Source organism: Microbacterium sp. ZXX196, from assembly GCF_009709595.1.
In the GTDB taxonomy this organism is placed as follows: Bacteria; Actinomycetota; Actinomycetes; order Actinomycetales; family Microbacteriaceae; genus Microbacterium; species Microbacterium excoecariae.
Genome location: NZ_WMEE01000008.1, coordinates 87,834 through 101,334 on the forward strand (window position 1 = coordinate 87,834; position 13,501 = coordinate 101,334).

Sequence of the window (13,501 nt, forward strand, 5' to 3'; positions counted from 1 at the left end):
GTCACGTGGTGGCCTTGAGCCAGAGCGTGATCGCGCGGAGGACGACACCGCCCCGATAGGTGAGCGCGAGCTTGTCGTATCGGGTGGCGAGTCCGCGCCACTGCTTAGTGTCGTTGAACCCGCGCTCGACGACGTTGCGTCCCTCGTCGTCGTGGTCGTAGCCGACGGGGCGGCCACCACGGGCACCACGACGTCTGCGATGACCCTGCTGATCGGCGGGCTCGGGGATGACCGCGACGATGCCTCGGGAGCGCAGGTGATGCCGTATCGCGCGAGATGAGTACGCTTTGTCGCCGCGCACCCGGTCGGGACGAGAGCGAGGCCGACCCGGACCCCGCCGCCCGACACGGAAATGGTTCATCAGGACGGGAAACATCGGGGAGTCGCCCGCTTGTCCAGGACCGACCATGATCACCAGCGGCAGCCCACGCCCGTCGACGAGCTGATGGATCTTCGTGCTCAACCCGCCCCGCGACCGACCTATGGCGTGATCAGCCGGCTCCTCGCGCAGATTCCTGGAATTCGACAGAGCCCCCTGTGTCCCGCGGAAGGTTCGTCGCATGCTGATGCGCGCGGTCGATCGTGGAGTCCACGCGCACCGCCCAATCCACACCGCCGATCGCGTCGGCGTCAGCGAGCAACTCCGCGTGGATCCGGTCCCACGTCTCGTCGCCGGAGTAGCGGCGGTGCCGCTTCCACAGTGTCTGCCAGGGACCGAACGAGCGCGGCACGTCACGCCACGGCGTTCCCACCCGATACCGCCAGATGATCCCCTCGACCACCCGACGATCGTCTCGGAACGGGCGTCCCCGCCGGCCCACCGACGAGGGCAGCAACGGACGGATCCGCTCCCACTGGGCATCCGACAGCACCGCATCCCGACTCACTCAAGAATCATCCCGCGAGGCGACCTCGCGAATTAGGAGACACGCCCTAGGGGTTGAGCGCACGGCGCACGCTGGTGGCACCAATCCCGAGCACGCGGGCGATACTCTCCCAGCTCTGGCGCTCAGCCCGCATCCGTTCAGCTGTCGCGATCCGCTCGGGAGTCATGACACTTGGCCGGCCACCGACGCGGCCTTGGCTACGGGCGTACTCAAGCCCGCGTGTCGTGTTCTCGCGGATCGTGTCAACGCGAAGCTGCGCGAACACGGCGACGATGCCGAAAAGGGCGCGACCCATCGGCGTCGTGGTGTCGATCATCGGCTCCGTCAGACTCACGATGTTCACCTGTCGCGCGTCGAGGTCCTGCAACGTCTCGATCAGGATGCGCTCGCTGCCCGCGAGCCGATCGAGGCGGCGCACTTTCAAGGTGTCCCCCGGCCGGCGGTAGTCGAGGCAGGCACGCCACTGCGGGCGGTCCGCGACCCGGCTGGACTCGCCGTGGTCGACGAACACTCGTTCGCAGCCTGCCGCGCGTAGCTCAGCCTCCTGCGCGTCGGGGTTCTGTTCGCGCTTGGAGACTCGGGCGTAGCCGACTTCATGTGCCATGCCGAAAACGGTACTGCCGACGTTCCGGCGCGATTCGGTTTCGGCAGGGGGTTTCGGCGGATCACCCCTCGGCGTGTCGTGTGCTCGGCCGTCGACGTCGACATGGCCGCCGAAAACGATCGTTTACGGCAGGGGGCAGTCAGCCTGTTTGACGGCGTTGCGCGGTCTCAGAGCCCGAATGCTCCTCCGCTGATCAGGATGAATACACCGAGCCCGATGAGGACGAAAGGGAACAGGACGTGTTCCCAACGTTCCAAGATCTCGGCGACCGGACGTCGCGTGGCGATGAACTTGGCCACGATGACGAGCACAGCAACGAGCGCGAGGAACACGACGCAGTATGCGACCACCGCCGCGGGTCCGACGTTGAGGAAAACGGGGACGTAGACGCCGATGTTGTCACCGCCGTTAGCGAAGGTGACCCCAGCTACGGCCCAGACAGCAACCTTCTTGCCTTCGATCTTCGCCTCATCGTCATCATCGTCGTGCCGGCGGCGCCATGCTTGCCAAGCTGCCCATAGTCCTAACGCCAGCGGGATGAGGCCGAAGTATGGAATGACCTCGGGCGGAAGGAAGGCTCCGGCGCCGAGGGAAACGAGTACGGCAGCGCCGAGAATGCCGACGAATCCCAGGTACTGACCCGCCAGGATTCGAGTTGTCGTGCCGCGTTGCCCCGCGCCGCGGGCGAAGAATAGGGACAACACGATGATGTCGTCGATGTTCGTGGCTAGGAACAGACCGATCGCTTGGAGGACAGAGAGAATCATGTGTTCGCTTTCCGGAGATAGAGCAACAAGCCAAGTCCCACGCCGACGCCGAGGATGACGTCGGCAAGGTTGCCGATGAAGAGGTTGCCGTAGGCCAGGAAGTCGGTGACGTGACCGCGACCGAATCCGGGCGGAGCGAGCAAGCGGTCCAGCAGGTTGCCAACCGCGCCTCCCCACAGGAGTCCGATCGCGATCGCCCACCCAGCCGTTCGGGCGCGCGTCGCGGCGATGAGCAGCGCGATGGATGCGGCAGCGGCCAAGACGGTCAGGAGCCAGGTCGCGTCGGCGCCGAGAGACATCACGGTGCCAGGGTTGAACGCGAGCTGCAGCCCGAGCCAGTCTCCGAGGATGGGGACTCGGTCGGCCTCGCTGAGCCGTGCAAGGGCGAGTGCCTTCGTGCCTTGGTCGACCCAGACGGCGACCGCTGCGACACCTACTGCGAGTAGGAACCGCAGCAATCGGCTTCGCGCGGACGCTCGGTCGGGCGAACTCGTCGCGTCCCCACGAGTGGCTCTGCCGAGAGTGATTCCGTCATCGGGCCGGGTCATGCCTTTCTCCGTCGCGCCGCTCGGAGCCCGTTGAGGATAACGACAACCTCTGCGACCTCGTGAACAAGGACGACGGCTGCCAGACCTAGGTATCCGGTAATCGCCAAGGGCAACAGCACCGCGATGATCGCGATGGACAGCACAACGTTCTGATTGATGATGTTGCGGCCACGGCGTGCGTGTTCCAGTGCCTGCGGGATAAGGCGCAGGTCATGTCCAGTGAACGCAACATCGGCCGACTCGATCGCGGCATCCGCGCCCTTCGCTCCCATCGCGATTCCCAAGTCCGCGGAAGCCAGCGCGGGGGCGTCGTTGATGCCGTCCCCGATCATGGCCGTGGGTTGCGACTTCGACAGTGCTGCGACAGCGGCAGCTTTATCCTCGGGGCGTAGCTCGGCGCGCACATCGCTGATCCCGGCCTGTGCGGCCAGAGCTGCGGCGGTGCGAGCGTTGTCGCCGGTGAGCATTGTCACCGCGATTCCACGTCGGGTGAGGGTTGCGATGACATCGGAAACTTCAGGGCGCAGCTCATCACGCACTCCTACCGCGCCAACAGGCTGGTCGTTGCGGTGCACGATAACCACAGTCATCCCCTCGGATTCCATTGCCTGCACCTCGCCGTCCAGCGAACCGGCGTCCAGCCAGCGCGGGCTACCCACCGCGATACGGGCACCGTCGAGCGTGCCAGAGATGCCGTGTCCGGCAGTCTCACTGACGGCCTCCGCGGTTCGGGCCTCGGAAACGGCGGTGGTGATCGCAGCAGCCAGGGGGTGCGTACTGTGACCCTCCAAGCTCGCCGCCCACGCGAGCACATCGTCCTCGGTCGTCCCCGCGACGGTGACGACGCGGGCCACGGTGGGCTCATTGCGGGTCAGGGTGCCGGTCTTGTCGACAGCGAGATGGCGGATCCCACCAAACCTCTCGAACGCGGCCCCGGACTTCACCACCACACCAAACTTCGATGCTGCACCGATCGCGGCTACGACGGTGAGCGGAACAGCGATCGCCAGGGCGCACGGGGACGCGGCGACCAGCACGACCAAGGCGCGGGTGATCCACAGCTCGGGATCGCCAGTCAGGAGCGAACCGAGCACACCGACCAGAACCGCGAGGATCATCACTCCGGGAACGAGAGGACGGGCGATCCGGTCAGCCAGTCGCGCCCGGTCGCCCTTCTCAGCTTGCGCCTGCTCGACCAGCTCGACGATCGTCGTCAGCGAGTTGTCGGTGCCAGCAGCGGTCGCCTCGATTTCGAGAACGCCTGTGGTGTTGATCGACCCGGCAGAGACTTCGTTGCCGGGATCGACGTCGACCGGGATCGACTCGCCCGTGATCGCTGAGGTATCCAGGCTGCTCCGCCCAGTCCGCACAATGCCGTCTGTGGCTACCCGTTCACCCGGGCGCACCACGAGCACGTCTCCCACGCGCAGATCCTTCGCCTCCACTTCGGACGTCGCGTCGCCTCTCTTGACGAGTGCGGTTTCGGGTACGAGCTTCAACAACGCCCGCAAGCCCGCGCGTGCACGGTCCATGGCCCTGTCCTCCAGCGCTTCCGCGATGGAGTACAGGAACGCCAACGCGGCGGCTTCCTCGACGTAGCCGAGGATGACTGCACCGGTAGCGCTGATCGTCATCAACAGTCCGATCCCGAGCTTTCGCTTCGCGAACAGCTTGCGCAGCGCACCCGGAACGAAAGTCGACGCACCCAACAACAGAGCCACCCAGAACAGCACCAGGCCCGCGGCCTCTGCGCCGGTCCACTCGCACACCAGGCCGGCGCCGAACACCACGCCGGAGAAAATCGGGATCAGAACGCCCGGGCTCCGGTACCACGGCCGGTCATCGTCATCATCGTCGTCGAGGTCGACATGCTCGACGTGCGAACCCGTGACCGAGCTCACGCCCGCAACTCCCCCGCCACGCATCCTTCGACCCCACAGTCCGGGTCCATGCACGGCACACTCTCATCGACCGCGAGCGTCACGTCAACCAGCGCCGTCAAGGCGCGGGCAAGGTGTGGGTCTGCGACCTCGTAGCGAGTCTGCCGCCCCTCGGGCTCAGCCACCACGATCCCGCACCCGCGCAAACACGTCAGGTGATTCGAGACGTTGGAACGAGACAGCCCCAGCTCCCGAGACAACACCGCCGGGTAGCTCGGTCCGTCAAGAAGGGTCAGCAGGATGCGCGAACGAGTAGGGTCAGCCATCGCCCGCCCGAGCCGGTTCATCACGTCAAGTCGATCTGAAATAGTCAGCATACGATGACTATACATTGTGCGATGTACAGTTTACCGCCGTCTTCATGCATCCTCAAACGGCTTCCACCGGTTCGAGACGCTCACCTGGGCGGGCATCACTTCCGGCATCGTCGACGCCTGGCCGGCGGCGCCAAAGACGACCCGGGCATCAAGGCTGCCTTTCGGGAATAGACCGGCACCCGTTGAGTTGGATACCCCTAGGGGGTATCTTGTGAGCATGAACGGTTACACCGACAACAAGGCGGATCTGCGTAAGCGATTGAGTCGGGTTGAGGGTCAGATGCGGGGTATCTCTCGGATGGTCGATGAGGACAAGTACTGCATCGACATCCTGACGCAGGTCGCTGCGGCCACGAAGGCGCTTGAAACTGTGGCGTTGTCGCTTCTCAGCGACCATCTGAGTCATTGCGTCGCCCAGGCAAGCGCTGAGGGTGGCGAGGTTGCCGCGGAGAAGGTCCGCGAAGCAAACGATGCCATCGCTCGCCTGGTCCGTTCATAACCACTCGTCGAACTACTTGGGAGGAACTCACCATGACTGACCGCATCGAACTCGGACTGAAGGACGCGAACGCTGGTTGCGCGTGCTGCGCCGCTCCATCGAACACCGAAGCATCCACTCCTGTCACGACCCCGGTCTCGGAGGATGTCCTGGTCACCGGGATGACGTGCTCACACTGTGTGTCGAGCGTCAGTGAGGAACTGAGCGCCCTGGACGGTGTCGCGTCCGTCACCGTCGACCTGAACACTGGCGGCCCGTCCCGAGTGACGATCCACAGCGCATCCCCTGTCGATCCCGCTGCCGTGAGGGCTGCGGTCGAAGAGGCCGGCTACAGCCTCGCGACCGGTCACGCCTGACCCACTATCCGTCCGCACCCGGGTCATCCCCGGGCGCATCCGAGCAAGGGTTACCGATGAGCCAGCACGACGAACACACCCATCACACTGGACACGAGAATCACGGCGGTGCGCCGACAGCGCAGCATGACCACGCGGCGATGAGCCACGATCACGGCGCTCCTCAAGAACACGCCGGTCACAGCGGTCACGAGGGCCACGCCCGCCACGCCGGCCACGGCGATCACGTGGGCCAGTTCCGGCGATTGTTCTGGATCATGCTGATCCTCGCGGTCCCTGTTGTCGGGTTCTCGATGATGTTCTCGATGCTGCTCGGGTACCCGCTGCCGGAGGCCGCGTGGATCGGGTGGGTATCCCCGGTTCTCGGGACGGTCATGTACGTGTGGGGTGGTGCCCCGTTCCTCACCGGCGCGGTGAGTGAGCTGCGTGCCCGTAAGCCCGGCATGATGCTGCTGATCGCCCTGGCGATCACTGTGGCGTTCCTCGCATCCTGGGGCGCGAGCCTCGGGCTGCTGCATCACGAGCTGGACTTCTGGTGGGAGCTGGCGCTGCTAATCGTGATCATGCTGCTCGGTCACTGGATAGAAATGCGTTCGCTCGCACAGACGACCTCGGCACTGGACTCGCTGGCTGCGTTGCTGCCCGACGAGGCGGAGAAGATCGAGGGAGATACGACCGTGACGGTCGCCCCGTCTGATCTGCAGGTGGGTGATGTCGTGGTGGTGCGCCCGGGTGGGCGGGTGCCCGCGGACGGGAGGATCGTGCAGGGCTCGGCCAGCATGGACGAGTCGATGATCACCGGCGAATCGCGCCCGGTACGTCGCAGCGACGGCGACCAAGTCATCGCCGGCACCGTCGCCACCGATTCCGGGGTCCGGGTCGAGATCACCGCAATCGGTGAAGACACTGCTCTCGCCGGGATCCAGAAACTGGTGACCGAGGCGCAGAACTCATCCTCACGAGCGCAGCGACTCGCAGACAAGGCGGCAGGGTGGCTGTTCTGGTTCGCACTCGGCGCTGCCGCCATCACCGCGATCGTCTGGACGGTCGTCGGCCTGCCCGACGCCGCAGTGATCCGCACGATCACCGTGCTGGTAATCGCCTGCCCGCACGCTCTGGGCCTGGCGATTCCGCTCGTCGTGTCGATCGCGACCGAGAGGGCCGCGCGTGGAGGCGTTCTGATCAAGGATCGTCTCGCGCTGGAGAGCATGCGCACCGTCGATACCGTCCTGTTCGACAAGACCGGCACGCTCACCAAGGGCACTCCCGCTGTGACCGCGATCGACCCCGTCTCCGGAACCGACCCTGATCAGTTGCTGGCGTGGGCGGCGGCCGCGGAAGCAGACTCCGAGCACCCGCTCGCTCGCGCGATCGTGAACGCGGCGAAGGAGAAGACTCTCACGGTCCCTTCCTCGTCCGACTTCGAATCTTCCCCGGCGGTTGGGGTGCGTGCACGTGTCGATGGACGCATCGTGCAGGTCGGTGGCCCGTACATGCTCGAGCAGGAGCATGCCTCCGAGCTGCCGGTCGCCGACGAATGGCGCGATGAGGGGGCGATCATCCTTCACGTGCTCGTCGACGGTCAGGTCGCCGGTGCGCTGCGCTTGGCGGATGAGATCCGCTCGGAGTCGCGTCACGCCGTCGACGCCCTCCATGAGCGCGGCGTGCAGGTGGTCATGATCACCGGTGACGCCGACGCGGTTGCCGCCTCGGTCGCGAGCGAACTCAGCATCGACCGCTACTTCGCCGGGGTCCGACCGGAGGACAAGGCCTCGAAGGTGAAAGAGCTTCAGGGCGAAGGCCGCAAGGTCGCGATGGTTGGAGACGGTGTCAACGATGCCCCCGCGCTCGCGCAGGCCGACGTCGGTATCGCCATCGGCGCGGGAACGGATGTCGCGATCGCGTCCGCGGGCGTCATCCTCGCCAGCGACGACCCCCGTTCGGTGCTGTCGGTGATCGAGCTGTCGCGGGCCAGCTACCGGAAGATGAAACAGAACCTCTGGTGGGCCGCCGGCTACAACCTGCTCTCCGTCCCCCTCGCGGCCGGCGTGCTCGCCCCGATCGGGTTCGTGTTGCCCATGTCAGTGGGTGCGCTGCTGATGTCTCTGTCGACCATCGTGGTCGCCCTCAATGCACAGCTGCTGCGCCGACTGGATCTGCGCCCGGACGCGGTGACGGGCACGTAGCCGGGAATCAGAGGCGCATAGTCTGCGGTGTTAGCCTCCTGAGCAGAGTGGAGGGTCCCCGCATGCATGTCGCGTTTCGCAGCGCACGCCCGCAGCTGTCGCTGCGCGCGCTGTTGATGCTCGGCGCGGCCACGCTCATGGTCATCGTCGGGCTGCTGGCCATGCACACCTTCACCGCCGAACCAGCCGGGCACGGATCGCCCGGGCTCACCCACTCAACATCCGCAGCCGGCGATGAGCACGCCCCTGACGTGATGGGCAGCCCCGACAGCGTGGGCACCGCCTGCGATGGGCCCTGTCACGTAAGCACCGGGCCCGACCAGGGCCACAACGACATGCTGACGGCCTGCGTGCTCGCGCTACTCGCCGGCCTCCTGCTGCTGCTTCCTCCGACGCTGATCCACGGTCGCGGCCTGCCCCTTCACCGAGCGATGAGCCTGGTGAGATGGGGTGCGACCGGTGTTTTTCCGCGGGCTCCCTCGCTCACGTTCCTTTCGATAAGTCGCACCTGAGTAGTCGCCGCCGACCCGAGCGGTCGGTTTCGTGGCGCCGCCTGGCGCCGTTATTTGCGAACCCTCATACGACTTATCGAAGGAACAATCATGAACAAGAAGATCGCCCTCGCTGTCAGCACCGGCATTCTGACACTCGCGCTGGCGCTCAGCGGCTGCGCGGACAGCGGCACCGCGCCGTCCAGCGAGACCACCTCCCCGTCGCAGTCGTCGTCGACCTCACAGGCGACTGAGGCGGATGAGATGTTCGTCACGATGATGATCCCGCATCACCAGCAGGCCATCGAGATGGCCGACATCCTGCTCGCCAAGGACGGGGCAGACCCACGCGTGGTCGAGCTCGCCGAACAGATCAAAGCAGCGCAGGGTCCCGAAATCGACAAGATGCTTGGATGGCTCGAAGACTGGGGCGTGGACTACGCCCCTGACTCCATGGGCGGTATGGACCATGGGTCAATGGGCGGTGACGACAGCATGATGTCGGAAGAAGACATAACCCTGCTGGAGAACGCAGATGCCGCCGAGGCCAGCCGTCTGTTCCTCGAACAGATGATCGTGCACCACGAAGGTGCCGTCGACATGGCGCAGACCGCCCTTGACGAGGCGCAGAACCCGGACGTCCTCGACCTCGCACAGCAGGTGATCGACGATCAGACCGCAGAGATCGCCGCAATGCAGGAACTGCTGGAACAGCTCTAGGACCCGGGCGGGCCGAGAAAACGTTCGGCCCGCCCTCACCTGCCACCCCTTTGCCACGCCCTCGACATCCATTACATGTCGGTGCGCTCCTGCCGCGCGCGCCGCGAAGTCAGGCCGTCCCGCGGCCGCCATCGGAAGCCTTCATGAAACGCTCACTCCTTCTCGCCACTGCCACGGTGACCGCCCTCGCCGTCATCGCCACCGGCTGCACCGCAACACCGCTCGAAGACCCCGACTCGGCACCCCGCATCGACCACATCCACGGCATCGCCGAAGACCCACGTGGCGATGACCTGTTCATCGCCACGCACAACGGCATCTTCACCCTCGACCCCGGCGGGAAGATCTCCGGCCCGATCGGCGGACACGATTTCGACGCCATGGGGTTCACCGCCTGGAAAGACACGCTGTTCGCGTCCGGACACCCCGGGGAAGACACCCCGCCTGAACTGGGAGTCCCGAACCTCGGCATCATCCGCAGCGACGACTACGGGAACTCCTGGTCCCCGATCGCCCTCAACGGGACCACCGACTTCCACGTCCTGACCGCAGGACCCGACGGCGTCCTGTACGGCGTCCCTTCCAGTCAAGTGAACCTGCTCACCAGCACCGACGAGGGAAGCACCTGGACAGAGCGGGCACCCCTCGGTGCCGCTGATCTCGCCGCCACCGAATCCGGCGTATACGCCGCAGCCGAACAAGGCCTCCTCCTCAGCACCGACGGCGGCAACACTTTCACCCCCGTCGACGCGGCCCCTGTCCTGTACGCCCTGGAGGCGCGCGCGGATGGCAGCCTTGTCGGCGTGGGTACGGACGGCGTCCTGTGGTCACAAGACGAGAACGGTGCCTGGCAGAAGTTGGAATCACTGCACGGCGCCGTCCAAGCCCTCACCGCCATCGACGAGCGCATCATCCTCGTCGATGACCGCGGCATCGTCGGGATCACCCCAGACGGCACGACCGTCCTCAGCCCCGCCCAATAGGAGGCGGATACTGACAAAGCCCCGCACTCAAAGACATCTCATGGACGAACCCAAGAACCCATTGCGGAACCCCACCTTCTTCATCATCGTCGCGACGATCGCCGTCGCCCTCCTCGCCACCGTCAGCTTCCTCACGATCGGAGCGATCTTCCAATGACCCGCGCCGGAACCCACCCGCTCGATCCTGTGCGAACGCATCGACGCCTCGTTCGCCTCGGGTACGTGCTCCTGGCCACGGGCCCGGTCCTCGCACTCGCGCACCTGCTGAGCGACACGCAATCGACCGATGCGGCCTGGTGGACCTACACAGTCGCCAGCTACGACATCGCACTGATCATCGTCATGGCTGCCATGGCATTGATCCTGCGAGATCCCCCGCCTGCGGGAACGGATCAACGAGACACTGCGCCCTGAGCGTTGAGGCCGCATCACGGTTGGGGCTACCATGCCCTCCCGGGGTATTCAACGGGGTGCCGCAGGCGACACCGCGATCGTAGTTTGAGAGCTCCAGGACGACGAGAGGATTCGATCATGACTGTCGCAGCAGAAATGCTCCGCACCTATCCGAAGGACCTCGGACAGGTCGACCAGAAGGCGCTCGTGGACTGTATCGAGGCCTGCATGGAATGCGGCCAATCGTGCACCGCATGCGCGGATGCGTGCCTGAGCGAGGAGATGGTCTCAGAGCTCACGAAGTGCATCCGCACGAACCTGGACTGCGCCGACCTCTGCGACACCACCGCGCGCATCCTATCCCGACACACCGGCTACGACTCCAACCTCACCCGGGCAGCCCTGGAAGCGTGCCGCACCGCGTGCGCGAGCTGCGCCGACGAGTGCGAGAAGCACACCATGCACGAACACTGCACCGTGTGTGCCGCGGCCTGCTGGCGATGCGAAGACGCGTGCGCCACACTCCTCGCAACCCTCTGAACCGGACGCTCGTCAACCGCGCGACGCGCAACCAATCCAGACGAACAGGTGAATCACATGTCACAGGACGCCCATGAAGGAAGCGAACGACAGGCAAAGGACAAGAAGCACGGCTCGCTGAAGATGTACCTGCGTTTCGCGGCGATGATCCTTACCGGCATGGTCGTGATGTACTGGACGATGTTCGCCGGAGTGTGGGAATGGGGACACATCCGCTTCAGCGAGAGCCGCGTATTCATGGCCCTCACCATGGGCGGCGCCATGGGCCTCGTCATGCTCGCCTGGATGCTGAACATGTACAAGAACACCAAAGCGAACATCGCCGTCGTCATCGTCAGCGTCCTCCTGCTCGGAGGCGGCGTCGCGCTCGACCGTAGCCAGATCACCGTCGACGACACCGCATACATGCGGGCCATGATTCCCCACCACTCCCTTGCGATCACCAGATCTGAACGAGCGCAGATTCAGGACATCCGGGTCTGCGAGCTCGCCGTCGGGATCAGCGAAGCTCAGCGGCGAGAGATCCTAGAAATGGACTGGCTGATCGACGATATTGAACGCAACGGACTCGCCACGACACCCGAGGACGCGCAGAACCGGCCCGTTCCCGACTTCGACCGGGCTGCCGACCGTGAATGCACCGACGACGAGTAGCGACGCCCGGGCGTGGCCCAGATGTCTGCGACGAGATAGTCACCGAGGTCCGCTGAAAGTCCCCACCACCGAATGAGTTTCGGAGAGCCACTGCGGCAGCTCGCCGTGAGACTCTAACCGAATCAGTCAGAAACGATCAGTTTCGGGCGGTTGTGGAAACCTCCAAAAAGGCGATCGGCAGTCTCGCTGCTACGGTGACCCCTTGTGCAACCACTCGAAGCTGAGCAGCAGGTCATCGACGTAGCCGAGGCGCTCGCCACGACTCTCGGTGAGAACCCGAATCACACGGTCGCCGCGGCCGTCATGGATATCGACGGTCGGGTGCACAAGGCGGTGAACGTCTACCACTTCAACGGCGGACCGTGTGCGGAGCTCGTAGCCCTCGGCGTGGCTGCTACAGCGGGAGCGACACAGCTCCTCACAATCGCTGCCGCCGGCGATCGGCGCCGCGGGCTGATACCGCCCTGCGGGCGCTGCCGGCAGGTGCTTCTCGATCAGCACCCCGACATTTTGGTGGCGGTTCCCGGTGAGGACGGCCCCGCGATGCGCCCTATACGCAAGCTCCTGCCCGATACCTACTTCTTCCCGGACGCGCCCACCGGACGCATGATGCGCTTCAATCGCCGCTACTACGAAGCGGTGTTTTCGGGCGAGAAGACGTCGACGATCCGGTGGGATGAGACCCACCAGGTAGGCGCCGCCACTTTCGTCTTCGAGGGGCATCCCGATTTCGCCCACCTCGACGGATCAATCACTGCGATCGAGGCGACGACGCTCAGCGAGCTCGATCCCGAAGATGCCGCAGGCCTGCGGAGCCACTATCCGGCAATGCCCGCAGACGCTGAACTGTCCCGAGTCCATTTTCAGGTCGAGCGAGCCGAGTAGGCGTCGAACGGACCTCTGAGGTACCCACCCAAAACCCCCGCCCGAAAAACCCTTTTGTCCCAAAACCGTGTTTCGAGACGGTCCTGGGTTTCGGCGGGCTCACACCGCGCATGAGGCCGCTGTTCCGCAAACGATCGATTTCGGCAGGAACGCTAGGGTGCAGGCATTCCCTCGGTTGCACGTACTCGACTCGACATCGTTATCGCTGACGTGGACGCACACATCGCACACGCCCGTTCATTTGCGGGTGGGACTCGCGGAGCTCCCGCCGCAGTGGCGGTGAGCCGCCCCCTTCATTCGGTCCGGACGTTCTGTGAGTCGTCGGTTTCCATTTGATGGTTGCACTGTCGAGCGTACTCGGCTGGGGGTAGGTAGCCGAGCGAGGAGTGCCGGCGGTGGTGGTTGTACTCGTCCTTCCAGTCGCCGATGATGACCTGCGCGTGTAGCAGCGAGTAGAAGCTGTTGATGCCCAGGCACTCGTCGCGGATCCGGCTGTTGAACGACTCGACGTACCCGTTGCGCCACGGCGAGCCCGGAGGGATGTAGGACAGGCCGGTGCGGGTGCCGGCCCAGTCGGCCATCGCCTCGCTGATGAACTCCGGCCCGTTGTCCGACCTGAGCACCGCCGGGGCGCCCCGCACGGCGACGAGGTCCTCGAGGTGGGCGGTGAGCCGGTCAGCGGTAATCGACCGTTCGGTGAGCCCGCCGATGCACTCCCGAGTGTGCTCGTC

17 protein-coding genes are annotated in these 13,501 nt (G+C 65.2%); 10 read left to right on the forward strand and 7 right to left on the reverse strand.

Annotation, left to right across the window (positions count from 1 at the left end):
* Position 1: 1 nt before the first annotated feature.
* The 6 genes from GJQ66_RS08845 to GJQ66_RS08870 form a co-directional block, all read right to left on the reverse strand.
* Positions 2 to 887 (reverse strand): IS5 family transposase gene (locus GJQ66_RS08845; protein WP_368732826.1). Its coding sequence is split into 2 segments (ribosomal slippage): positions 2 to 535 and positions 537 to 887, totalling 885 coding nucleotides; the frame shifts between segments, so codons are not numbered across the junction.
* Positions 888 to 933: 46 nt separating this feature from the next.
* Positions 934 to 1,491 (reverse strand): recombinase family protein, encoded by a 558-nt coding sequence (locus tag GJQ66_RS08850; protein ID WP_155048968.1) that lies wholly within the window; start codon positions 1,489 to 1,491, stop codon positions 934 to 936.
* A 167-nt stretch (positions 1,492 to 1,658) separates the two neighbouring features.
* Positions 1,659 to 2,258, reverse strand: coding sequence for a cadmium resistance transporter (locus tag GJQ66_RS08855; protein ID WP_155048969.1), 600 nt, complete (start codon positions 2,256 to 2,258; stop codon positions 1,659 to 1,661).
* Positions 2,255 to 2,716 carry a signal peptidase II gene (locus tag GJQ66_RS08860; protein WP_230379484.1) on the reverse strand — a complete coding sequence of 154 codons (462 nt, stop codon included), beginning with the start codon at positions 2,714 to 2,716 and terminating at the stop codon, positions 2,255 to 2,257. The genes GJQ66_RS08855 and GJQ66_RS08860 overlap by 4 nt, the downstream gene beginning before the upstream one ends.
* 86 nt (positions 2,717 to 2,802) lie before the next feature.
* Complete coding sequence (locus GJQ66_RS08865) at positions 2,803 to 4,707, reverse strand: cation-translocating P-type ATPase (protein WP_363382966.1); 1,905 nt, start codon at positions 4,705 to 4,707, stop codon at positions 2,803 to 2,805.
* The gene (locus tag GJQ66_RS08870) at positions 4,704 to 5,063 is read right to left on the reverse strand and encodes a helix-turn-helix transcriptional regulator (protein WP_053548253.1); all 360 of its coding nucleotides are present in this window, start codon (positions 5,061 to 5,063) and stop codon (positions 4,704 to 4,706) included. The genes GJQ66_RS08865 and GJQ66_RS08870 overlap by 4 nt, the downstream gene beginning before the upstream one ends.
* 217 nt (positions 5,064 to 5,280) lie before the next feature.
* On the opposite strand from GJQ66_RS08870, the gene GJQ66_RS08875 reads away from it, so the two are divergent.
* The 10 genes from GJQ66_RS08875 to GJQ66_RS08920 all read left to right on the forward strand — a co-directional run bounded on the left by GJQ66_RS08875 (position 5,281) and on the right by GJQ66_RS08920 (position 12,770).
* Positions 5,281 to 5,562 carry a metal-sensitive transcriptional regulator gene (locus tag GJQ66_RS08875; protein WP_155048971.1) on the forward strand — a complete coding sequence of 94 codons (282 nt, stop codon included), beginning with the start codon at positions 5,281 to 5,283 and terminating at the stop codon, positions 5,560 to 5,562.
* A gap of 32 nt (positions 5,563 to 5,594) precedes the next feature.
* Entirely contained in the window at positions 5,595 to 5,918 is a 324-nt protein-coding gene (locus GJQ66_RS08880) for a heavy-metal-associated domain-containing protein (protein WP_155048972.1), read from the forward strand.
* Positions 5,919 to 5,974: 56 nt separating this feature from the next.
* Entirely contained in the window at positions 5,975 to 8,104 is a 2,130-nt protein-coding gene (locus tag GJQ66_RS08885; RefSeq protein ID WP_196215846.1) for a heavy metal translocating P-type ATPase, read from the forward strand.
* Between the two features lie 62 nt (positions 8,105 to 8,166).
* Positions 8,167 to 8,616 carry a DUF6153 family protein gene (locus GJQ66_RS08890; RefSeq protein ID WP_155048973.1) on the forward strand — a complete coding sequence of 150 codons (450 nt, stop codon included), beginning with the start codon at positions 8,167 to 8,169 and terminating at the stop codon, positions 8,614 to 8,616.
* A gap of 90 nt (positions 8,617 to 8,706) precedes the next feature.
* Positions 8,707 to 9,315: a DUF305 domain-containing protein gene (locus GJQ66_RS08895; protein WP_155048974.1), complete on the forward strand. Its 609-nt coding sequence runs from the start codon at positions 8,707 to 8,709 to the stop codon at positions 9,313 to 9,315.
* A gap of 143 nt (positions 9,316 to 9,458) precedes the next feature.
* On the forward strand, positions 9,459 to 10,298 hold the full coding sequence (locus GJQ66_RS08900; RefSeq protein ID WP_155048975.1) for a F510_1955 family glycosylhydrolase: 840 nt from the start codon (positions 9,459 to 9,461) through the stop codon (positions 10,296 to 10,298).
* 222 nt (positions 10,299 to 10,520) lie between these two features.
* Positions 10,521 to 10,712 (forward strand): hypothetical protein, encoded by a 192-nt coding sequence (locus tag GJQ66_RS08905; RefSeq protein ID WP_155048976.1) that lies wholly within the window; start codon positions 10,521 to 10,523, stop codon positions 10,710 to 10,712.
* Positions 10,713 to 10,829: 117 nt separating this feature from the next.
* Positions 10,830 to 11,231, forward strand: a complete 402-nt coding sequence (locus GJQ66_RS08910) for a four-helix bundle copper-binding protein (protein ID WP_155048977.1) — start codon at positions 10,830 to 10,832, stop codon at positions 11,229 to 11,231.
* 57 nt (positions 11,232 to 11,288) lie between these two features.
* Positions 11,289 to 11,885, forward strand: a complete 597-nt coding sequence (locus tag GJQ66_RS08915; protein WP_196215847.1) for a DUF305 domain-containing protein — start codon at positions 11,289 to 11,291, stop codon at positions 11,883 to 11,885.
* A gap of 204 nt (positions 11,886 to 12,089) precedes the next feature.
* A complete protein-coding gene (locus GJQ66_RS08920; RefSeq protein WP_306461811.1) occupies positions 12,090 to 12,770 on the forward strand; it encodes a hypothetical protein in 681 nt (226 codons plus the stop codon).
* A gap of 293 nt (positions 12,771 to 13,063) precedes the next feature.
* On the opposite strand, the gene GJQ66_RS08925 is transcribed toward GJQ66_RS08920, so the two are convergent.
* Positions 13,064 to 13,501 (reverse strand): integrase core domain-containing protein (locus GJQ66_RS08925; protein ID WP_155048978.1); only part of this gene is annotated, 438 nt, incomplete at its 5' end.

Coding starts and splice junctions, on each gene's coding strand:
- GJQ66_RS08890 (WP_155048973.1), top strand. CDS start 8,167: ATGCATGTCGCGTTTCGCAGCGCACGCCCGCAGCTGTCGCTGCGCGCG.
- GJQ66_RS08900 (WP_155048975.1), top strand. CDS start 9,459: ATGAAACGCTCACTCCTTCTCGCCACTGCCACGGTGACCGCCCTCGCC.
- GJQ66_RS08870 (WP_053548253.1), bottom strand. CDS start 5,063: ATGCTGACTATTTCAGATCGACTTGACGTGATGAACCGGCTCGGGCGG.
- GJQ66_RS08875 (WP_155048971.1), top strand. CDS start 5,281: ATGAACGGTTACACCGACAACAAGGCGGATCTGCGTAAGCGATTGAGT.
- GJQ66_RS08885 (WP_196215846.1), top strand. CDS start 5,975: ATGAGCCAGCACGACGAACACACCCATCACACTGGACACGAGAATCAC.
- GJQ66_RS08915 (WP_196215847.1), top strand. CDS start 11,289: ATGTCACAGGACGCCCATGAAGGAAGCGAACGACAGGCAAAGGACAAG.
- GJQ66_RS08855 (WP_155048969.1), bottom strand. CDS start 2,258: ATGATTCTCTCTGTCCTCCAAGCGATCGGTCTGTTCCTAGCCACGAAC.
- GJQ66_RS08910 (WP_155048977.1), top strand. CDS start 10,830: ATGACTGTCGCAGCAGAAATGCTCCGCACCTATCCGAAGGACCTCGGA.
- GJQ66_RS08880 (WP_155048972.1), top strand. CDS start 5,595: ATGACTGACCGCATCGAACTCGGACTGAAGGACGCGAACGCTGGTTGC.
- GJQ66_RS08850 (WP_155048968.1), bottom strand. CDS start 1,491: ATGGCACATGAAGTCGGCTACGCCCGAGTCTCCAAGCGCGAACAGAAC.
- GJQ66_RS08895 (WP_155048974.1), top strand. CDS start 8,707: ATGAACAAGAAGATCGCCCTCGCTGTCAGCACCGGCATTCTGACACTC.